Here is an 18,552-nt window from a genome sequence, read left to right as displayed (position 1 = left end):
TAGGGAATTCGCCCGCTAACGTCAATGAACTTTTTCAAAAAAACGTGCGTTTAGCCAAACTTCACGCAAGTTGTTGGTTAATCACACCGGAAATGCTTTTTTTGCCAGCAATTCGCGTTTTTGCCGTAATGCTTACGAAATTTGGTATGCTGGTGATTCGCAACAAAATCATCACTTTTCCCTGCGCCTGATAATGCAAAAACCAAAGGGCGCTTTTGTCAGGAGATTTTATGGACATCATTTTCTATCACCCCACCTTCGACACCACCTACTGGCTGAACGAGCTCAGCAAACAGATCCCTGGCGCGAACGTTCGCGCGTGGAAGCGAGGAGACAATCAGCCTGCCGATTACGCCCTGGTCTGGCATCCGCCGGTTGAAATGCTCCAGGGGCGCGAACTGAAAGCTGTATTCGCCCTCGGAGCGGGGGTTGATTCGATTCTGAGCCAGCTGAATGCGCACCCCGAGATGTTGCCGATGACTACACCGCTGTTCCGCCTGGAAGATACCGGTATGGGACTGCAAATGCAGGAGTATGCGGTCAGTCAGGTACTGCACTGGTTCCGCCGTTTTGATGATTATCAGCTGCAGAAGCAGGCCGCCTGCTGGGAGCCGCTGGCAGACTACCACCGTGAAGATTTCACCATCGGCATGCTGGGTGCAGGAGTGCTGGGCAGCAAAGTTGCTGAGAGCCTGCAGGCCTGGGGATTCCCGGTTCGCTGCTGGAGCCGCAGCCGCAAATCGTGGCCGGGCGTAGAGAGTTTTGCCGGTCACGAAGAGCTGGGCGCGTTCCTGCGTGGTACCCGGGTGCTTATTAACCTGCTGCCAAACACCGCAGAAACAGTTGGTATCATTAACAAGAAGCTGCTCGAGCAACTGCAAACCGGCGGCTACGTGCTGAACCTGGCGCGCGGCGTGCATCTGATTGAAGACGATCTGCTGGCGGCGCTTGATAGCGGCAAGCTGAAAGGCGCGATGCTGGACGTTTTCAGCCGCGAACCTTTACCGGCAGAAAGCCCACTGTGGAAACATCCGCGCGTGGCGATGACACCACACATTGCGGCCGTTACCCGTCCGGCGGAAGCCATTGACTATATTGCGCGTACTATTGCTCAACTGGAAGCGGGGATAAACCCCGGCGGACAGGTTGACCGCGAGCTCGGCTACTAATAAAGACGGTGCTTTCCTGCTATCCTTGGCCTAAAAATCGCAGAGGAGATTATGATGTATCCTGTTGACCTGCACATGCATACCGTCGCCAGTACGCACGCCTACAGTACCCTTCACGACTATATCGCCGAGGCGAAGCGCAAGGGGATCAAGCTGTTTGCGATAACCGATCATGGTCCGGACATGGCGGATGCCCCACACCACTGGCACTTTATTAATATGCGTATCTGGCCACGCGTGGTGGATGGAATTGGCATTTTGCGGGGGATTGAGGCCAACATCAAAAATACCCAGGGCGAGATAGATTGCACCGGGCCGATGCTAACCTCACTGGATCTCATCATTGCTGGTTTTCACGAGCCGGTATTTCCTCCGCAGGATAAAGCTACCCATACCGAAGCAATGATCGCGGCTATGGCGAATGGGACGGTGCATATTATTAGCCACCCGGGCAACCCGAAGTATCCTGTCGATATTCCGGCCATCGCGCAGGCGGCGGCTAAGTATCAGGTGGCGCTCGAAATCAATAACTCCTCGTTCGTGGCTTCGCGTAAAGGGAGTGAGGATAACTGTCGTGCCATTGCCGAGGCGGTACGTGACGCGGGCGGCTGGGTTGCTCTGGGCTCTGATTCGCACACCGCCTTTACCCTCGGTGATTTTACGGAATGCCGTAAAATTCTTGATGCGGTAAATTTCCCGGAAGACCGCATACTTAATGTGACTCCACGCCGTCTGCTGAGCTTCCTGGAGTCTCGCGGTATGGCGCCTGTTCCTGAATTTTCTGACCTTTAATGTATTAACTGGAATAACTGAATGAACGAGTTTTCAATCCTCTGCCGCGTGCTGGGTTCTTTGTACTACCGTCAGCCGCAGGATCCGCTGCTGGTCCCGCTAATCACCCTGATTCGCGAGGGGAAGCTGGCGGCGAGCTGGCCGCTGGAGCAGGATGAATTGCTGGCGCGCTTACAAAAAAGTTGCGATATGCAACCCGTTGCAGCCGATTACAACGCACTGTTTGTCGGTAACGATTGCAGCGTTCCGCCATACAGAAGCCACTGGCAGGAAGGGGCGACGGAAGCCGAAGTCCGCGCGTTTTTATCTTCCCGCGGTATGCCGTTGACCGAGGCGCCGGCGGATCATATCGGAACGCTGCTGCTGGCAGCCTCGTGGCTTGAAGACCATAGTCAGGAAGATGAAAGTGAAGCGCTGGAGACCCTGTTTGCTGACTACCTGTTGCCGTGGTGCGGCAGCTTCCTCGGCAAAGTAGAGGCCCATGCCGTCAGTCCATTCTGGCGCACCATGGCACCGCTGACCCGTGATGCGATTGCCGCCATGTGGGATGAACTCCAGGAAGAAGACGAAGAGTGATCTGAGTCACTTTTTGAATGTAATGAATGAGGCGATTGTGTAATTTATGTGCTCATTGTCTCATTTTGTCGGCGCGCTTCTGCTATGATGCGCGCCATGAACATTTTATTTGCGATTGCACTCACCACGGGCATTCTCTCTGGCATCTGGGGCTGGGTGGCGGTATCACTCGGTCTGCTGAGCTGGGCCGGATTCCTCGGCTGCACGGCCTATTTCGCTTGCCCACAGGGCGGGCTGAAAGGGCTGCTTATCTCTAGCTGTACCGTCTTGAGCGGGGTGCTCTGGGCGCTGGTGATCATCCACGGTAGTGCGCTGGCACCGCATCTGGAAATTGTCGGTTACGTGATGACCGGTGTGGTGGCATTTCTGATGTGTATCCAGGCAAAACAGCTGCTGCTGTCGTTTGTGCCGGGTACGTTTATCGGTGCCTGTGCGACGTTTGCCGGTCAGGCCGACTGGCGCCTGGTGGTCCCTTCTTTACTCGTCGGGCTGGTGTTTGGTTACGCCATGAAAAATAGCGGCCTGTGGCTTGCGGCGCGAAGAGCAAAATCTCCAGCTCCACCGCTGATGAATAAACAAGAAAAAGCGTGACCCCAGAGTCACGCTTTTTTTACTCCATTTCAGGTACATCTCATTACATCAGGATTCCGGAGGTGCCGACATATTGCGGTAACGCGCAAGGATAGGGTTGTCAACATCCGCTTTCTGCTGCAAATCCCAAAGGCCGCGTTCGATACCATCGTTAATCAGGTAGATAACCCCGGTTTCGATAGCCGACATCAGACAGAGCATGACCGGCTCGTTTGAGGTGTAACCAATCTCTCCCTCCAGCAGTCGCTGGTAGTCGACAAAGCGGAACACCCCGGCCTGTACTTCATACGACAGGATCGTTTTGCTGGTGTTCACCGAAGAGAGCACCTCACCGGTACTGACGTTGACCACCCGCAGGTTAACCGCTATCTGGTCGAGCTGATACTGGGTATCAGCCCCAATGCCAAAGTAGCGGGCGCCAACGCCCCCGGACTTCACATTACTCTCGTAACCAATGATCGAACCTTCAATCATCACGTTCGCTGCAGTCAGAGACTGCAGCGGGATCCGGTTGTTATCCGCGACCGTTCCGTTCTCCTGCGCTGCACGAATTATCTTACGTTCGTTCAACAGATTCTGCAGGCCCTGGCGTTCCAGCGGAACGAACCAGCGAGAATCTTTCAGAGCGGTCACCAGCATGGCGGTGGCGCTCTGGGGTACGGCGGTCGAGAAGTTACTGGCTGGATAGGGCTTAAATTGTCCGGTTTCATCCTGAATGTTATAGACCGAGACGAATACTTTTCCGCTGGGCAGCGGCAGGTGAGTTAAATCACGATAGCTTTGCGCCCGCGGCATTAATGTCGGTTTTGCGGCTTCTTTAGGCGGGGCGGTTAAGCACCCGCTGAGTAAACTGACCGCCAGAAGGAGAAGTAAGCGCTGCATGATGATCATCCTGTATGTGATGAGCGTTAGAAGTCAGTCGAATTAGATTGCAAACCGGAAACCTGAATAGTTGATACCTGGCCGGTTTTGCGATCGGTGACGTTAAGTTGCAGCTGGCCGTCAGTATTAGCGATATCAACGATAAAATCGTTGGTCACCATACGCCCTGGTTTGCCAGTATTAATATTGGTTAATAGCCCACCTAAAATTTGTGACTGAATAGCCTGCGTAAAATTGTCCAGCGCTGACGGGGTTGAAACCCCATAATCTTTCAGGCTGGGATCTTTATACGAGTTTTGCGCCTGAGCGCTGTTCAGCAGAAACGCACCGTTAGCGGGGTTGCCACCGAAGTTAGGGTTTGTGAACTGGAAAACCATATTCCCGCCCCAGCTGAGAGTGGGCACCAGGATGAGTGGAATCACGGCAAATGCACTACGCATAGAAGCCTCCAGAATAGGATCGTTATTAAAACTCGTCTTGTGCTAAATCTTTGGTGCTGAGCAATGCCTTATCGATCTGTCGGCGGCTAATCGCCTCATCGGTCATCGTCAGTGCCTGCTCCACCGTCTTATCGAATTGCTGTTTCGTCGGGAATAGAAAAGTCTGGAAAATAACATCCTGGTTAATCGAAATCGTTATCCAGCTGCCCCAACGCGCGCTGGGCCTTTCATTAATGGTCAAATTCCCTTTGTACTCGCTTTCCCATTTGTCACTGAAAGCCCGGTAAAAATCGTGCCCAATAGGAGAAACGGTATGGTCAGTTAATAATCCGGGGATTTCGACTTCAACGGCGTGCAGATCCCCGGCGGCCAGCAGAAGTTCTGCAGCCACTATCCAGATTAAATAACGTTTCATGGCGTTACCGCCTGAGGTTATCGTTGGCCCATGAGACTGCCTGCGTACGGTTTTTGACGGATATCTTCTTGAAAAGATTATAAAGATGCGTTTTCACCGTATTTTCGCTGATGAACAGCGAGCGAGCTATCTCGTTATTGGATGCACCAATTCTTAGTTTGTTGAGGATCTCTTTCTCGCGATGGGTAAGGAGGGTGGTGTCCGTTCCGTTAAAGCGGTAATTGCCAGACTGGGTGATGAGGTAGCTGGCGAGCTTGCCGGAGAAGTAGCACTCACCCCGCTGTACGCCCTGCAAACCCTCTGTCAGACGGCACTCATCTTCTGAGATATAAAATACACCATTGATATGTGGCCAGTTTTCAATTTCCCGAAACGGATATTCATCGGGGGTATTGAGAAGTAGCAGTCTGATATTGTTGTTTTTTCTACTTAAGTTATCTTGCCAGTAATGAATGACTTTTTTATCTGCTTCCATCATATCAAATAATATGATGCTGTTAGCGGTAATATCATCCAAAGAGCGCTGAATATTATGAAGTTTTGTTGATAAGCTCAGTGCCTGTTTTAAATGCTGTAACAAGGCCGTGGCTTGCAATGAAGGCTTAGTGATCAACAATAATGTATGATCATGAATACTATGGACTTCATTTAACATGATGAGACCCCACGTTTTAGCGCACCTGGCAGTTGTTTACAATTAAAATGTAAACACCAGAAGTACTGACAGATGCTGAACTGCTGTGTGTAGAAAGAATCAGAAGCCTCGCCAGGGAGGCCAAATAAAAACAAAATGAAATATAGATACTTCTGATTTCAATCTAGTCATTACCATTCTTAAAGCAAGTGTTAATGATGTAAGCAAATGTAAAAATCAATATTAATTTGTGAATTATGAGTTTTTATACTGTTTGAATTTGATAATAAAGTTGTACATGTAAATTACCGTGCACAATTTTATAAAATCATACAAATTAATATTTGTTGTTGAAAAATATCACTTTTCTGGTTTTTATAAATGATACTAATGGGTGAGTTATTAGCAAGATGGATATGGATAATGCGCTCGCGTGGAAAGCTTAAGTCTTTTTTCAGTGATGACAGCCTGATCGCAAAATAGCGAGTTCACCGGAGCAGGGCGTCAACTTCTCTTGACGGTAGCCCCTGTAAGCCCGCCGCGTTGTCGCTTGTAAGCCAGACGGCAGTGCATTCTGTTTATCAAATAATCATTCCCTGCATGGTGCTAATTAATACTTTGGGTTGAGCAAAGGGATAAAAATACCACTGGCGGGTGAGATATTTAAATTGTTTCTCTGGACATACTCTTCACCGTAACGCCGCGCTAACAATTAACGCTGGTTGTTTACAGTTAATACGAGTTATTCATTAACGATAATGCCAGGTCCAGGGTGACAGCATGAAAAACAAATTGTTATTTGTGATGTTAACGATACTGGGTTCGCCTGGATTAGTCTTCGCCGGAAATTCTGATTTAGCTGTTTCAGAATATAACTTTGCGGTGAATGAATTAAATCAGTCTTCAAATAATCAGGCAGCCATTATTGGTCAGCAGGGCGGTTATAATAACGCCAACATTCAGCAGGGCGGTTCAAAAGTGTTATCGGTTATTACTCAGGATGGGGTGGGTAACCGGGCAAACATAGACCAATCAGGAACCTATAACTTTGCTTATATCGCTCAGGCGGGTAATGCCAACGATGCCGATATTCAGCAAGGTGGATACGGAAATACAGCGGCCATTATCCAGCAGGGTTCTGGCAATAAAGCAAGTATTACCCAGTATGGTACGCAAAAAACGGCAGTTGTAGTGCAAAAGCAGTCGCAAATGGCAGTGCGCGTTATCCAACGCTAGCGTTTGACGACGATTAAAATCAATCCGATGGGGGTTTACCATGAAACTTTTCAAAGTAGCAGCATTAGCAGCAATTGTGGTTTCTGGCAGTGCTCTGGCAGGTATGTTTCCGCAATACGGTGGCGATCATGGCAATGGCAATCAGAGTGGTCCCGACTCTACGATGTCCATTTACCAGTACGGTAGTGGTAACAATGCGACTGCACTGCAAAGCGATGCCCGTAAATCCGATTTGACCATTAAACAGTTTGGCAGCAGCAACGGTGCTGATGTCGGACAGGGCTCTGATAGCAGCACCATCGATCTGCTGCAAAAAGGGACTGCTAACAATGCCACTATCAGCCAGTGGAACAGTAAAAACTCTGATATCCAGGTACAACAATTTGGTGCTCTGAACGGCGCCGTAGTGCATCAGACTGCGTCTGATTCCAGCGTTACTGTTCATCAGGTTGGGTTTGGCAACCACGCGTCAGCTAGCCAATACTAAAATCTGAGTCGTTCAGAAAATGAAAACAGGGCTCGGGCCCTGTTTTTCTTATTTGAGGAGCTGAAATTATGCACAGTTTATTACTGCTGGTGGCACTGACCAATCAAATCACCTTCAACGTGGATCAGCAGGGCGAAATCTACACCATCATCCCTCAGGTGACCCTATCGCAACCCTGTGATTGCCAGGTACAAATTCAGACCTTACGGCAAGGGCAGGGAGGCACCAGCCAGATACAACAAAGTAAGCAGGTATCTTTGCCCGCTAATCAAGCGATTGATTTACCGAAGCTTAGTATAAATTTGACCCCTGAAGACACGGTAAGCATTGTTGTCACCGTTACGGACGGCCAGTCACTTCACTTGTCACAGCAGTGGGTATCGGCAAGTAAGGTTTGAGCAAAACATTCACCAAATCAATACATTGAGTTCACTGGCGGAAAGTAAGAATCGTTAATATGCTGTAATAAATGTTGCAATACCGTGTCGTGTTGTTGATGCAGTCGCTATAGCCTGGTGTTTGGGTAATCGCACTCAGGGATGAGCCATACTGGAGAGGTTCGACATGAACGCATTTATTCGCAAAGCACTGCCTGCCTTGTTTATTGTTGCTACATCATGGAGCCTGCAGGCAAATGCCGCGCAAGGCGGGATTATCCACTTTCGTGGTGCCATCGTAGAAGATCCCTGCAATATCTCCCCCTCGACTGACAATATCTCCTTTCGCTGTCTACGTGATGGCGTGATGAAAACCTCCGTTTATTCTTTACACCAGGCCGAACAGGGGGTGCGGAATAACGCTAACCTTTCAGCCGTGAAGATGGACTATATCAACCCGAAAAAGACAATGGCAGTACTGACCGTTACGTACAATTAAGCGCATATAAGGAAGGGCAGGAACGCTTGTCGACATGTCGTGGATGCTGACGCGGTTTGGAGTACACTGAGCGAAAGCTCAGACAGGAGGTGTTATGCGTTCCCGAATCGAAGTCATCAAAGGTGACATCACCACCCTTGCGGTGGATGTCATTGTCAATGCGGCGAACCCGTCGTTATTGGGCGGTGGCGGTGTTGATGGTGCAATCCATCATGCTGCCGGACCCGCATTGCTCGAAGCCTGCAAAGTGGTGCGCCAGCAGCAGGGCGAGTGCCCGCCGGGGCATGCGGTGATTACCGTCGCGGGAAACCTGCCTGCGAAAGCGGTGATCCACACTGTCGGCCCCGTCTGGCATGGCGGTCAGCATCATGAAGCGCGCCTGCTGGAAGATGCCTATCGCAATAGTTTGATGCTGGCGTTGGCCAACGGCTATCAGTCGATTGCTTTTCCGGCTATCAGCACCGGCGCTTACGGTTATCCCAAAGCGGCGGCGGCAGAGATTGCGGTCAATACGGTCAGCCAGTACGCCACCTTCCACGCGACGCCCGCTAAGATCTACTTTGTCTGTATTGACGATGAGAATGCCAGGTTATACACCCGACTGTTAACCCAGGAGGGAGATGACCCCGTCGAGTGAGCGGGGTCGTGGATCGCTTAGCTGGCGGAGGAGGTCGCTCTTTCCGCCTGCGGCTGAGGTTTTCCGGAAAACAGGAAGCGCAACAGCGGGATCCGCAGATGGATTTCGTAGAGAATTATGGCACTACCCACCACGAAAATAAGCCCGGTGATAAAGCCAAGAAGATTTGAATTGATATGTGGCGTGATCCACGCGCCATACAGCAGCGTTAATGGATGATGCACCAGATAAATAAACAGTGAGGCGTTGACAAAGTAGGTGACGCGGGAGGATTTGAAGTTGAGCAGGCGATAGCCGAAAGAGAACACCACGTTCACCATCCAGAGCCCGAGCACCATCGTAATAACTGATTCGGTTTCATACATCCAGGCATCGCCTGAACCGTAGGTTTGATTGAGGCGATAGGCGATAAAGCCCAGCACAGCACCGGCGATACACCAGGGCGAAGGTGTGGTGAAGAGCGTTTTTAAGCGCGAATGAATAAACGCCTGCGCCCCCAGATAGAAGAACGGCACGTAGAACAGCGTCTGCATCACCACAAAATTGAACAGACCATCGCTCAGAATCGGCGGATAGAGAATAAAAATAGTGCGACGAATAGCCGCATACAGCAGGCCAATCCCCAGAAAAATCAGCGTTAATTGCCCCATGGTGGCATGCGCAAAAAATTGTCCTTCGGGGGTTGAGCGGCGTTTTCGGAGCAGATTAAAGATCAGCACGCCCACGGTGGTTAACACCACCAGCACCAGCAGGAACCACAGGTGCGAAACGAGCTCCCAGACCAGCGTATTATATTTTTCATAGTGCGACAGGTCGCTCCAGCCATCGGCTTTCCCCTTAACGTACTGCAGCATGATGAACTGCGGTAGCGTCAGCAGGGGAATCGCGGTCAACATCGGGATCCCTACGCGTTCGACCCGCACTTTCCACCATTTTTTCAGCGGATAGCGCAGAAACAGCATGTAGGAAAAATATCCGGAAATGACAAAAAACACCTGCATACGAAAGGCGTGAATAAAATCGTTGAACAGCGTCAGCGCCCAGGAGGGTTCCGCGCTGTTAACATGCCAGCTATGGGTAGAGTAAATGAGCGAGATATGGAAGGGTATCCCAAGCAGCATCAGCCAGGCGCGGATGGAATCGAGGAAATACTCACGTTGTGGCGGCACTTTATTCATAGACTTACGTACAATCTCAGACTTTTCGTCTTATCGTCAGCGACGATAACGTTTACATTCGAAAGCAACCCTACACCATGTCCGGGAACCTGTCTCTCGGATAAATGCGCAAAGTGTAAAAAGGCTGCAGGCCATTGCTTAATCCATGAGCCAGCAAGCTGAACAAGACGGGGATTCAGTTGTCGGAATGCTTGAGTTTCCTTTAAAATAGGAAGGATCGATTTAAGCACACAAAGGGGGAAGTGCTTACTTATATGAAACATACACCACAGATGATGAAACTGCGCTGGATTGGCGCAGCCGTAATGTTATCCCTGTGTACTTCATCTGCATGGGCTTTTAGTATTGATGACGTTGCAAAGCAGGCAAAAACACTGGCTGGCAAAAGCTTCGAAGCGCCAAAAAGTAACCTGCCCTCCGTATTCCGCGATATGAAGTATGCGGACTATCAACAGATCCAGTTCAACCACGATAAGGCGTACTGGAGCAACATTAAGACCCCGTTCAAACTTGAGTTCTATCATCAGGGGATGTACTTCGATACGCCGGTCACCATTAATGAAGTGACAGCAACATCAGTACGCAAAATTAAATATAGCCCGGATTACTTCAATTTCGGTGACGTCCAGCACGATAAAGATACCGTGAAAGACCTGGGCTTCGCTGGTTTCAAAGTGCTCTACCCGATCAACAGCAAAGATAAGAATGATGAAATTGTCAGCATGCTCGGAGCCAGTTATTTCCGGGTGATCGGTCAGGGCCAGACCTACGGCGTATCCGCGCGTGGGCTTGCGATTGACACTGCATTGCCATCAGGTGAAGAATTCCCGCGTTTTCGCGAGTTCTGGATTGAACGTCCAAAACCTACCGATAAACGTCTGACTATTTATGCTCTGCTTGATTCCCCACGCGCTGCCGGGGCTTATCGTTTTGTCGTGATGCCGGGGCGTGACACGGTGATTGACGTGCAGTCCAAAATTTATCTGCGCGACAAAGTGGGCAAACTGGGCGTCGCACCACTGACCAGCATGTTCCTGTTTGGGCCAAACCAGCCGTCTCCGACCTTAAACTATCGTCCGGAGCTGCATGACTCCAACGGTCTTTCTATCCACGCCGGTAACGGTGAGTGGATCTGGCGTCCGCTGAACAACCCGAAACACCTTGCTGTCAGCAGCTACGCTACCGAAAACCCGCAGGGCTTTGGTCTGCTGCAGCGTGGCCGTCAGTTCTCTCGTTATGAAGATCTCGACGACCGTTACGATCTGCGCCCGAGTGCATGGGTCACCCCGAAAGGGGACTGGGGTAAAGGTAAAATCGAGCTGGTAGAAATCCCGACCAACGATGAAACCAACGATAATATCGTCGCTTACTGGACGCCGGACCAGCTGCCGGAAGCCGGGAAAGAGATGAATTACAAATACACCATCACTTACACCCGTGACGAAGAAAAACTGCATGCGCCGGATAACGCCTACGTCATGCAGACTCGTCGCTCTACCGGTGATGTTAAGCAGTCCAACCTGATCCGCCAGCCGGACGGCACGATTGCGTTTGTGGTTGATTTCATGGGTGCTGACATGAAAAAAATGCCGCAGGACACTCCGGTGACCGCGCAGGCAAGCATCGGTGATAACGGTGAGATTGTGGAAAACAGCGTGCGTTACAACCCGGTCACTAAAGGCTGGCGTTTAACGCTGCGCGTGAAAGTGAAAGACGCCAAGAAAACCACGGAAATGCGCGCGGCGCTGGTCAACGCTGACCAGACGCTAAGTGAAACCTGGAGCTACCAGCTGCCTGCCAATGAATAAGACAACGAAGTACATTGAAGCGCTGGCGCTTTCTGATGCTGAGAAAGCCGCGCTCCCGGATACCAGCCTTCGTGCCGTACATGAAGCGCTGGGTGACGGGCAGCCACATTTCGCTCGTGATGACGATACGCCGCTGGCGTCCGTGAAAGCGCGCCTTGAGCACAGCTGGCCAGATTCTCTGGCCGGCAGTCAGCTGATTAAGGATGATGAAGGCCGCACTCAGCTGCAGGCGATGCCGAAAGCAACCCGTTCTTCGATGTTCCCCGATCCGTGGCGCACCAACCCGATTGGTCGCTTCTGGGACAAACTACGTGGACGCGATGTGCCCCCCCGCTATGTGTCCCGTTTGACAAAAGAAGAGCAGGAGCGTGAGCAGAAGTGGCGTACCGTCGGTTCAATCCGTCGCTACATTCTGCTTATCCTGACGCTGGCGCAGACGGTGGTTGCCACCTGGTACATGAAAACCATACTGCCGTATCAGGGATGGGCGCTGATTAACCCAACGGACATGGTCGGTCAGGATCTGTGGGTTTCCTTTATGCAGCTCCTGCCTTATGTGCTGCAAACCGGGATCCTTATTCTGTTTGCCGTACTGTTCTGCTGGGTATCTGCCGGTTTCTGGACCGCGCTGATGGGCTTCCTGCAACTGCTGATTGGCAAAGACAAGTACAGTATTTCGGCCTCAACCACCGGCAACGAGCCGCTGAACCCTGAGCACCGAACCGCGCTTATCATGCCTATCTGTAACGAGGACGTGAACCGCGTGTTCGCCGGCCTGCGTGCAACCTGGGAGTCGGTGAAGGCTACCGGTCAACAGCAGCACTTCGACGTGTATATCCTGAGCGACAGCTATAACCCGGATATCTGCGTGGCAGAGCAAAAGGCGTGGATGGAGCTGATTGCGGAAGTGCAGGGCGAAGGACAGATCTTCTACCGCCGTCGCCGCCGTCGTGTGAAGCGTAAAAGCGGTAACATCGATGACTTCTGCCGTCGCTGGGGTAACCAGTACAGCTACATGGTGGTGCTGGACGCCGACTCGGTGATGTCCGGAGATTGCCTGACCGGGCTGGTTCGCCTGATGGAAGCCAACCCGAATGCCGGTATTATCCAGTCTTCACCGCGCGCTTCCGGCATGGACACCCTGTACGCCCGCTGCCAGCAGTTTGCGACCCGCGTCTATGGTCCGCTGTTTACCGCTGGTCTGCATTTCTGGCAGTTGGGTGAATCCCACTACTGGGGGCACAACGCCATCATCCGCGTGAAGCCGTTCATCGAGCACTGCGCCCTGGCGCCGCTGCCGGGTGAAGGTTCGTTTGCCGGTTCCATTCTCTCTCACGACTTCGTGGAGGCGGCGCTGATGCGCCGTGCCGGATGGGGCGTCTGGATAGCCTACGATTTGCCGGGTTCTTATGAAGAGTTGCCGCCAAACCTGCTGGATGAGCTGAAACGCGATCGCCGCTGGTGCCATGGTAACCTGATGAACTTCCGCCTGTTCCTGGTGAAAGGTATGCACCCGGTACACCGTGCGGTGTTCCTGACCGGCGTCATGTCGTATCTCTCCGCTCCGCTGTGGTTTATGTTCCTGGTGCTCTCGACGGCACTGCAGGTCGTGCATGCGCTCACTGAGCCGCAATACTTCCTGCAGCCACGGCAGCTGTTCCCGGTCTGGCCGCAGTGGCGGCCCGAGCTGGCTATTGCGCTGTTTGCCTCCACCATGGTGCTGCTGTTCCTGCCGAAGCTGCTCAGTATCATTCTGGTGTGGTGCAAGGGCTCGAAAGAGTACGGTGGCTTCTTCCGCGTGACGGTTTCTCTGCTGCTGGAAGTGCTGTTCTCCGTGCTGCTGGCGCCGGTGCGTATGCTGTTCCACACCGTGTTTGTGGTCAGCGCGTTCCTCGGCTGGGAAGTGGTCTGGAACTCACCGCAGCGTGACGACGACTCCACCCCGTGGAGCGAAGCCTTTATGCGTCATGGTTCGCAGCTGTTGCTGGGCCTGGTGTGGGCCGCAGGCATGGCGTGGCTGGATCTGCGCTTCCTGTTCTGGCTGGCACCGATCGTGGTTTCGCTGATCCTGTCGCCGTTCGTGTCGGTGATTTCAAGCCGTTCGACGGTGGGTCTGCGCACTAAGCGCTGCAAGCTGTTCCTGATCCCGGAAGAGTATTCCCCACCGCAGGTGCTGAAGGATACGGAAACCTTCCTGGAGATGAACCGCAGCCGCGAGCTGGAGCAGGGCTTTATGCACGCCGTGTTCAACCCATCGTTCAACGCGCTGGCAACGGCGATGGCGACCGCGCGTCACCGCGAGAGTCATATTCTCGAAATCGCCCGCGATCGTCATGTGGAACAGGCGTTGAACGAAACGCCGGACAAACTCAACCGCGACCGTCGTCTGGTACTGTTGAGCGACCCGGTCACGCTGTCGCGTCTGCACTATCGCGTCTGGTCAGCTCCGGAGAAATACTCCTCCTGGGTGAGCTACTATCAGCAGATAGCGCTTAACCCGCTGGCGTTGAAGGCGAAATAAATCGCAGGTAAGGGAAAATACCGGCCATCGCGCCGGTATTTTTTTGTCATCGAGCAGAGGTATCACGTGAGATTTTTACTGGCAGTTGCCATGGCGATGCTGCTCAGCGGCTGCGGCAGCATCATCAGCCGCACGATCCCCGGGCAGGGGCACGGCAATCAATATTACCCGGGGGTACAGTGGGATCTCCGTGACTCGGCGTGGCGCTACGTCACGGTATTGGATCTGCCTTTTTCCCTGGTCTTCGATACGCTGTTGCTGCCGATTGACGCCAGCCACGGCCCTTACGAGTAATCAGCGCTCGTCCCATTCGTCTGCCGACGTCTGGCCTTCTTCGGTATCAAGGGGTGGTTCCAGCTGGAATTCCCCCTCATCCCATTCGTGCAGGGTATTTTCTTCCATCCACTCCTGGCGAATATCGATTTCGTCATAATCGCCATCGAAAACACTCTGCGCGGCTTCACCGCTCAGCACCGGCAGGCACTCGCCTTCTTCACCTTCTTCGGCAAAAAACTCGGCCTGCCACATAATATCGCCGTCCTGCAGGACGTATTTCTGGATATTAAACTGTTCGACACTGGCGGTTTCTTCGTCGAGTGCCGGGTTAGCGGCGAGAAATTCTTCACGGGCCGCATCAATAGCTTCGTCGAGTGTGGCGTACATAGTCGTCTCCTTTTCCCTGCTTGTTGATGTGGTGTTCAGGGAAAGAATAGCTGAATATCGCGGACAGCAAGCCAGTCTGGCGAAAAATCATCCAGTTGTGGGAGGCTGTCGTTAAACCGCTTCGGATCGCTCGCGAGGTCGGCGCAGGCAGAGGGAAGAGTAGATAACGTTGAACAGCACCACGCCTGCTGTCACGCAGAATACGGCGCGGAAGCCGTAGTTTGCGGAAACCGCCGCCCCGATAAGCGGGCCGGTGACGTTACCGATGTCACGGAACGACTGGTTATAGCTAAAAATACGTCCGGCGATCTGGCTTGAGGAGTTATACACCAGCAGCGTCTGAACCGCCGGCAACAGCGCACCGTCGGCGGCTCCCAGCAGGAAGCGCAAAACCGCGAGCTGCCACGGCGTGTGAACCAGAGACATGGGCAACAGAAGCAGTACCGAGACCACCAGCGCGGCAATCAGGATTTTCTCAGGGCCGATCCGGTCTCCGAGTTTGCCCAGACGCGGGGCGCTGATGAGGGCCGCAACGCCCGGCACTGAGGCGATCATCCCGCTGATGAAGGCGATGTTACTGACGTTGCCCGCCAGTTCGCGTACATACAGCGTCAGGATAGGGGCGATGGAGCCGGTAGCGACCTGAATGATAAGCGTCGTGACAAACAGGCTCAGTACCAGCCGTGGATTTTTCAGCGAGCCGATAACATCGCGAAAGTGCAGCATCTCCTTCTTTGCCACCGGGGTAAACTGCTCCCGGACCAGAAATAGCGTCAGGACGAAGCAAACGAATAGCACGCTGGCGGTCATGAAGAAGACCGGACGCAGACCCCAGGTATCTGCAAGGAATCCCCCGGCGAGCGGGCCAAGAAGCGCGCCGCTGACGGCCCCGGTAGAAAGCGTCCCCAGCGCCCAGCCGCTTTTATGTCGTGGGATCTGGGTGGCGATGAGCGCGTTGGCGTTAGGAATAAAACCACCCAACAGGCCGAGCAGGGCGCGTAGCACTAAAAACTGCCAGACGTTCTGCGCAAGGCCCATCAGTACCATCACAATCGACATTCCGAGCGCCGATCGTAACAGCATAATCTTACGGCCCTTACGGTCGGCAAGACCGCCCCAGAACGGTGAAGCGATGGCTGAGAAAAGAAAAGTAATGCTGAACACCAGCCCTGACCACAAATTCAGCTCGCTATGGCCGGTGACCCCCAGTTGCTCCACATACAGTGGCAGAAACGGCATGACGAGGCTAAAGGCAGCGCCGGTAAGGAAGCAGCCCAGCCACACAACCGTCAGGTTGCGTTTCCAGTTAATGGGAGTCGTCGAGGTGGACATAGTGATTCTTCGTAGCCAACGGTATGAAAAATAATAAGCAGGCTAATTATGCGCCCGGTCACAGGAGAGCGCAATCGGGAGGAGCTTTAAAAGCTAAAAGGCAGCCCGCGGGCTGCCTTCTGCTAGTAACGGGAAGGGGTTCCTTCCGGCCGGGTCTTAAAGCGGCGGTGCAGCCACATATATTGCTCCGGCGCCATCATAATGCATTGTTCAACAATCCTGTTCATCCACGCGGCGGTGGTTTCACCGTCGTCGAGCGGTGGGTTGCACTCGGGATCCAGCATTATGAGCTCATAGCCTTTGCCATCGGCACGGCGACGCGGTACGAACGGCACGAGGCAGGCTTTCGACATTTTTGCCAGCATCCAGGTTCCGGTGGTCGTCGCGGCTTCTTCAACGGCAAAGAATGGGACAAACACGCTGCTGCGCGGGCCGTAGTCGTGATCGGGGGCATACCAGACCACTTCACCATTTTTCAGTGCTCTGACCATCCCTTTCAGGTCTTTACGATCCAGCATGTCTTTGTTTGAGCGCAGGCGACCCCAGGTCTGCAGCCAGTCCAGTACCGGGTTATCGTTCGGGCGGTATACACCAATTCCTGGCCAGTTCAGCCCGAACATGCGTGCGCCCATCTCCAGGGTCAGAAAATGCACGCCGATAAGCAGGATGCCTTTTTTCTGCGCTTCCAGTTCGCGTAGCGGCTCAAAGTTGATGACCGTCGTCCAGCGAGAGATACGGCGATTTGACCAGAACCAGGCCATCCCGGTTTCCAGTACGCCCATACCAACGGATTCGAAGTTTTTGACCACCAGCTGGTGACGCTGCTCTTCGCTCATTTCCGGAAAGCACAGCTCAAGATTACGATAAGCGATACGCGCCCGGCGTTTCATCAAACGCATCGCGAGATGTCCCATCGCTTTTCCGAGGCGGAATATCACGGAATACGGTAGCTGCACTACCAACCACAGCACACCAATACCCAGCCAGGTGAGCCAGTAGCGGGGATGCAAAAGCTTAACGGTAAATTGTGGTAATTCGGTCATGTCGTTCCTGTCATTCACAAGTCGCTGGCTTATTGTCGCATTTTTTTCGCTTCAGCCAAAATTACAGCGGGCAGAGTGCCTGTTAAATCAGCAAATGTTGTTCGATGCCCTGCAAGGTGTGAGAAATGTAGCGCAAAATGTATGGATGTAAATTATGAATGATTGCTATATCATGCCGTCCGATGAATTTTCTCCCTTGACGATTGCAGGAAACGAACACCATGCCAGTGTTGCATAACCGCATTTCGAACGAGGCGTTGAAGGCGCAAATGCTGGCTGAAACCGAGCCGCGCACCACCGTTTCGTTCTATAAATATTTCACCATTACCGATCCTAAAGCCACCCGTGATGCCCTGTATATCGCTTTCAGTGAGCTGAAGGTGTTTGGCCGCGTGTATCTGGCGCATGAAGGGATTAACGCGCAAATCAGCGTCCCGGAGAGCAAAGTTGAAGCGCTACGTGCGATGCTCTATGGGTTTGACCCGGCGCTCGATGGCCTGCGTCTTAACATTGCGTTAGATGACGATGGAAAATCGTTCTGGGTACTGCGCATGAAAGTGCGTGAGCGCATTGTGGCCGACGGTATCGACGATCCGAACTTCAACGCGGCGGACGTGGGTGAGTACCTGAAAGCGGCAGAAGTGAACGCCATGCTCGACGATCCAGACGCTATTTTCATCGATATGCGTAACCACTACGAATACGAAGTGGGGCACTTTGAGAACGCGCTTGAGATCCCGGCTGATACCTTCCGTGAGCAGCTGCCAAAAGCGGTGGAAATGATGCAGGAGCATAAAGACAAGAACATTGTCATGTACTGCACCGGTGGGATCCGCTGTGAAAAAGCCAGCGCGTGGATGAAGCACAACGGTTTTAACAAAGTCTCGCACATTGAAGGCGGGATTATTGAGTACGCCCGTCGCGCCCGTGAGCAGGGGCTACCAGTACGTTTCGTGGGCAAAAACTTTGTCTTCGATGAACGTATGGGTGAGCGTATTAGCGAAGACGTGATCGCCAACTGCCATCAGTGCGGCGCACCGTGTGACAGCCACACCAACTGTCTGAACGACGGCTGCCATCTGCTGTTTATCCAGTGCCCGGCCTGCGCTGAGAAGTTCGAAGGTTGCTGCAGCGAAGCGTGCCAGACAGAGCATCGTCTGCCGGAAGAGGAGCAGCGCCGCCTGCGCGCGGGCCGTGAGAACGGTAATAAGATCTTCAATAAATCGCGTGGACGTCTGAATACCAAACTGGGTATCCCGGACCCGGAATAAA

The 18,552-nt window shown here is 52.8% G+C and carries 22 protein-coding genes; 13 read left to right on the top strand and 9 right to left on the bottom strand.

The genetic code is table 11. The features are described 5' to 3' along the window. Nucleotides 1–61 precede the first annotated feature (61 nt). Entirely contained in the window at nucleotides 62–241 is a 180-nt protein-coding gene (locus C7387_RS22875) for a hypothetical protein (RefSeq protein WP_134436754.1), read from the bottom strand. On the opposite strand from C7387_RS22875, the gene ghrA reads away from it, so the two are divergent. From ghrA to C7387_RS08915, 4 genes are all read left to right on the top strand, one after another. Further along, nucleotides 231–1,169: a glyoxylate/hydroxypyruvate reductase GhrA gene (ghrA, locus tag C7387_RS08930; protein ID WP_120816523.1), complete on the top strand. Its 939-nt coding sequence runs from the start codon at nucleotides 231–233 to the stop codon at nucleotides 1,167–1,169. The two genes, C7387_RS22875 and ghrA, sit on opposite strands and share 11 nt — an antisense overlap. A gap of 54 nt (nucleotides 1,170–1,223) precedes the next feature. After that, nucleotides 1,224–1,961 (top strand): phosphatase, encoded by a 738-nt coding sequence (locus C7387_RS08925; protein WP_038258317.1) that lies wholly within the window; start codon nucleotides 1,224–1,226, stop codon nucleotides 1,959–1,961. A gap of 21 nt (nucleotides 1,962–1,982) precedes the next feature. Next, a complete protein-coding gene (locus C7387_RS08920; protein ID WP_006819416.1) occupies nucleotides 1,983–2,537 on the top strand; it encodes a TorD/DmsD family molecular chaperone in 555 nt (184 codons plus the stop codon). 96 nt (nucleotides 2,538–2,633) lie between these two features. Next, nucleotides 2,634–3,128, top strand: coding sequence for a DUF1097 domain-containing protein (locus tag C7387_RS08915; RefSeq protein WP_211326892.1), 495 nt, complete (start codon nucleotides 2,634–2,636; stop codon nucleotides 3,126–3,128). 48 nt (nucleotides 3,129–3,176) lie between these two features. Here C7387_RS08915 and csgG read toward each other — a convergent pair whose 3' ends face one another. From csgG to csgD, 4 genes are read right to left on the bottom strand one after another with little or no spacing between them, the layout of a single operon-like run. Beyond that, on the bottom strand, nucleotides 3,177–4,010 hold the full coding sequence (csgG, locus tag C7387_RS08910; RefSeq protein WP_038258312.1) for a curli production assembly/transport protein CsgG: 834 nt from the start codon (nucleotides 4,008–4,010) through the stop codon (nucleotides 3,177–3,179). Between the two features lie 26 nt (nucleotides 4,011–4,036). Continuing rightward, on the bottom strand, nucleotides 4,037–4,450 hold the full coding sequence (csgF, locus tag C7387_RS08905) for a curli production assembly/transport protein CsgF (RefSeq protein WP_006819419.1): 414 nt from the start codon (nucleotides 4,448–4,450) through the stop codon (nucleotides 4,037–4,039). Between the two features lie 25 nt (nucleotides 4,451–4,475). After that, nucleotides 4,476–4,865, bottom strand: a complete 390-nt coding sequence (csgE, locus tag C7387_RS08900) for a curli production assembly/transport protein CsgE (RefSeq protein WP_006819420.1) — start codon at nucleotides 4,863–4,865, stop codon at nucleotides 4,476–4,478. 4 nt (nucleotides 4,866–4,869) lie between these two features. Continuing rightward, nucleotides 4,870–5,520 (bottom strand): biofilm master transcriptional regulator CsgD, encoded by a 651-nt coding sequence (gene csgD / locus C7387_RS08895; RefSeq protein ID WP_006819421.1) that lies wholly within the window; start codon nucleotides 5,518–5,520, stop codon nucleotides 4,870–4,872. Nucleotides 5,521–6,279: 759 nt separating this feature from the next. On the opposite strand from csgD, the gene csgB reads away from it, so the two are divergent. The 5 genes from csgB (at nucleotide 6,280) to ymdB (ending at nucleotide 8,735) form a co-directional block, all read left to right on the top strand. Next, entirely contained in the window at nucleotides 6,280–6,735 is a 456-nt protein-coding gene (gene csgB / locus C7387_RS08890; RefSeq protein ID WP_038258309.1) for a curli minor subunit CsgB, read from the top strand. A 40-nt stretch (nucleotides 6,736–6,775) separates the two neighbouring features. Then, the gene (gene csgA / locus C7387_RS08885) at nucleotides 6,776–7,222 is read left to right on the top strand and encodes a curli major subunit CsgA (protein ID WP_006819424.1); all 447 of its coding nucleotides are present in this window, start codon (nucleotides 6,776–6,778) and stop codon (nucleotides 7,220–7,222) included. Between the two features lie 68 nt (nucleotides 7,223–7,290). Beyond that, nucleotides 7,291–7,620 carry a curli assembly chaperone CsgC gene (gene csgC, locus C7387_RS08880; RefSeq protein ID WP_120816521.1) on the top strand — a complete coding sequence of 110 codons (330 nt, stop codon included), beginning with the start codon at nucleotides 7,291–7,293 and terminating at the stop codon, nucleotides 7,618–7,620. A 166-nt stretch (nucleotides 7,621–7,786) separates the two neighbouring features. After that, nucleotides 7,787–8,098, top strand: coding sequence for a hypothetical protein (locus C7387_RS08875; RefSeq protein ID WP_051861013.1), 312 nt, complete (start codon nucleotides 7,787–7,789; stop codon nucleotides 8,096–8,098). Between the two features lie 94 nt (nucleotides 8,099–8,192). Further along, nucleotides 8,193–8,735 carry an O-acetyl-ADP-ribose deacetylase gene (gene ymdB, locus C7387_RS08870; RefSeq protein WP_006819427.1) on the top strand — a complete coding sequence of 181 codons (543 nt, stop codon included), beginning with the start codon at nucleotides 8,193–8,195 and terminating at the stop codon, nucleotides 8,733–8,735. A 17-nt stretch (nucleotides 8,736–8,752) separates the two neighbouring features. Here the strand turns inward: ymdB and mdoC are convergent, their stop codons facing one another. Further along, nucleotides 8,753–9,913 (bottom strand): glucans biosynthesis protein MdoC, encoded by a 1,161-nt coding sequence (gene mdoC / locus C7387_RS08865; RefSeq protein WP_006819428.1) that lies wholly within the window; start codon nucleotides 9,911–9,913, stop codon nucleotides 8,753–8,755. A 254-nt stretch (nucleotides 9,914–10,167) separates the two neighbouring features. On the opposite strand from mdoC, the gene mdoG reads away from it, so the two are divergent. The 3 genes from mdoG to C7387_RS08845 all read left to right on the top strand — a co-directional run bounded on the left by mdoG (nucleotide 10,168) and on the right by C7387_RS08845 (nucleotide 14,536). Next, entirely contained in the window at nucleotides 10,168–11,721 is a 1,554-nt protein-coding gene (gene mdoG / locus C7387_RS08855; protein WP_006819430.1) for a glucans biosynthesis protein MdoG, read from the top strand. Then, the gene (mdoH, locus tag C7387_RS08850; RefSeq protein WP_006819431.1) at nucleotides 11,714–14,242 is read left to right on the top strand and encodes a glucans biosynthesis glucosyltransferase MdoH; all 2,529 of its coding nucleotides are present in this window, start codon (nucleotides 11,714–11,716) and stop codon (nucleotides 14,240–14,242) included. The genes mdoG and mdoH overlap by 8 nt, the downstream gene beginning before the upstream one ends. A 66-nt stretch (nucleotides 14,243–14,308) precedes the next feature. Further along, nucleotides 14,309–14,536 (top strand): YceK/YidQ family lipoprotein, encoded by a 228-nt coding sequence (locus C7387_RS08845; protein ID WP_038258287.1) that lies wholly within the window; start codon nucleotides 14,309–14,311, stop codon nucleotides 14,534–14,536. Here the strand turns inward: C7387_RS08845 and C7387_RS08840 are convergent, their stop codons facing one another. From C7387_RS08840 to C7387_RS08830, 3 genes are all read right to left on the bottom strand, one after another. Further along, entirely contained in the window at nucleotides 14,537–14,905 is a 369-nt protein-coding gene (locus C7387_RS08840) for a MysB family protein (RefSeq protein ID WP_006819433.1), read from the bottom strand. A gap of 111 nt (nucleotides 14,906–15,016) precedes the next feature. Continuing rightward, nucleotides 15,017–16,237 (bottom strand): multidrug efflux MFS transporter MdtG, encoded by a 1,221-nt coding sequence (gene mdtG, locus C7387_RS08835; protein ID WP_006819434.1) that lies wholly within the window; start codon nucleotides 16,235–16,237, stop codon nucleotides 15,017–15,019. Nucleotides 16,238–16,359: 122 nt separating this feature from the next. Further along, the gene (locus C7387_RS08830; protein ID WP_038258284.1) at nucleotides 16,360–17,280 is read right to left on the bottom strand and encodes a Kdo(2)-lipid IV(A) acyltransferase; all 921 of its coding nucleotides are present in this window, start codon (nucleotides 17,278–17,280) and stop codon (nucleotides 16,360–16,362) included. Nucleotides 17,281–17,501: 221 nt separating this feature from the next. Between C7387_RS08830 and trhO the strand changes: the two genes are divergently transcribed. Then, the gene (gene trhO / locus C7387_RS08825; protein ID WP_006819437.1) at nucleotides 17,502–18,551 is read left to right on the top strand and encodes an oxygen-dependent tRNA uridine(34) hydroxylase TrhO; all 1,050 of its coding nucleotides are present in this window, start codon (nucleotides 17,502–17,504) and stop codon (nucleotides 18,549–18,551) included. Nucleotide 18,552: the final 1 nt, after the last annotated feature.

Origin of the sequence: Yokenella regensburgei (assembly GCF_003634235.1) — a bacterium.
In the GTDB taxonomy this organism is placed as follows: Bacteria; Pseudomonadota; Gammaproteobacteria; order Enterobacterales; family Enterobacteriaceae; genus Yokenella; species Yokenella regensburgei.
This window is presented reverse-complemented; position numbering and strand designations above follow the sequence as displayed.

Bases quoted from the DNA above. Each gene is read 5' to 3' on its own strand.
- C7387_RS08840 (WP_006819433.1), bottom strand. From the start codon at position 14,905: ATGTACGCCACACTCGACGAAGCTATTGATGCGGCCCGTGAAGAATTT.
- C7387_RS08920 (WP_006819416.1), top strand. From the start codon at position 1,983: ATGAACGAGTTTTCAATCCTCTGCCGCGTGCTGGGTTCTTTGTACTAC.
- csgD (WP_006819421.1), bottom strand. From the start codon at position 5,520: ATGTTAAATGAAGTCCATAGTATTCATGATCATACATTATTGTTGATC.
- mdtG (WP_006819434.1), bottom strand. From the start codon at position 16,237: ATGTCCACCTCGACGACTCCCATTAACTGGAAACGCAACCTGACGGTT.
- csgG (WP_038258312.1), bottom strand. From the start codon at position 4,010: ATGCAGCGCTTACTTCTCCTTCTGGCGGTCAGTTTACTCAGCGGGTGC.
- csgF (WP_006819419.1), bottom strand. From the start codon at position 4,450: ATGCGTAGTGCATTTGCCGTGATTCCACTCATCCTGGTGCCCACTCTC.
- mdoH (WP_006819431.1), top strand. From the start codon at position 11,714: ATGAATAAGACAACGAAGTACATTGAAGCGCTGGCGCTTTCTGATGCT.
- C7387_RS22875 (WP_134436754.1), bottom strand. From the start codon at position 241: ATGATGTCCATAAAATCTCCTGACAAAAGCGCCCTTTGGTTTTTGCAT.
- ghrA (WP_120816523.1), top strand. From the start codon at position 231: ATGGACATCATTTTCTATCACCCCACCTTCGACACCACCTACTGGCTG.
- C7387_RS08875 (WP_051861013.1), top strand. From the start codon at position 7,787: ATGAACGCATTTATTCGCAAAGCACTGCCTGCCTTGTTTATTGTTGCT.
- ymdB (WP_006819427.1), top strand. From the start codon at position 8,193: ATGCGTTCCCGAATCGAAGTCATCAAAGGTGACATCACCACCCTTGCG.
- C7387_RS08915 (WP_211326892.1), top strand. From the start codon at position 2,634: ATGAACATTTTATTTGCGATTGCACTCACCACGGGCATTCTCTCTGGC.
- C7387_RS08925 (WP_038258317.1), top strand. From the start codon at position 1,224: ATGTATCCTGTTGACCTGCACATGCATACCGTCGCCAGTACGCACGCC.
- csgE (WP_006819420.1), bottom strand. From the start codon at position 4,865: ATGAAACGTTATTTAATCTGGATAGTGGCTGCAGAACTTCTGCTGGCC.
- csgA (WP_006819424.1), top strand. From the start codon at position 6,776: ATGAAACTTTTCAAAGTAGCAGCATTAGCAGCAATTGTGGTTTCTGGC.
- csgC (WP_120816521.1), top strand. From the start codon at position 7,291: ATGCACAGTTTATTACTGCTGGTGGCACTGACCAATCAAATCACCTTC.
- C7387_RS08830 (WP_038258284.1), bottom strand. From the start codon at position 17,280: ATGACCGAATTACCACAATTTACCGTTAAGCTTTTGCATCCCCGCTAC.
- trhO (WP_006819437.1), top strand. From the start codon at position 17,502: ATGCCAGTGTTGCATAACCGCATTTCGAACGAGGCGTTGAAGGCGCAA.
- csgB (WP_038258309.1), top strand. From the start codon at position 6,280: ATGAAAAACAAATTGTTATTTGTGATGTTAACGATACTGGGTTCGCCT.
- mdoG (WP_006819430.1), top strand. From the start codon at position 10,168: ATGAAACATACACCACAGATGATGAAACTGCGCTGGATTGGCGCAGCC.
- mdoC (WP_006819428.1), bottom strand. From the start codon at position 9,913: ATGAATAAAGTGCCGCCACAACGTGAGTATTTCCTCGATTCCATCCGC.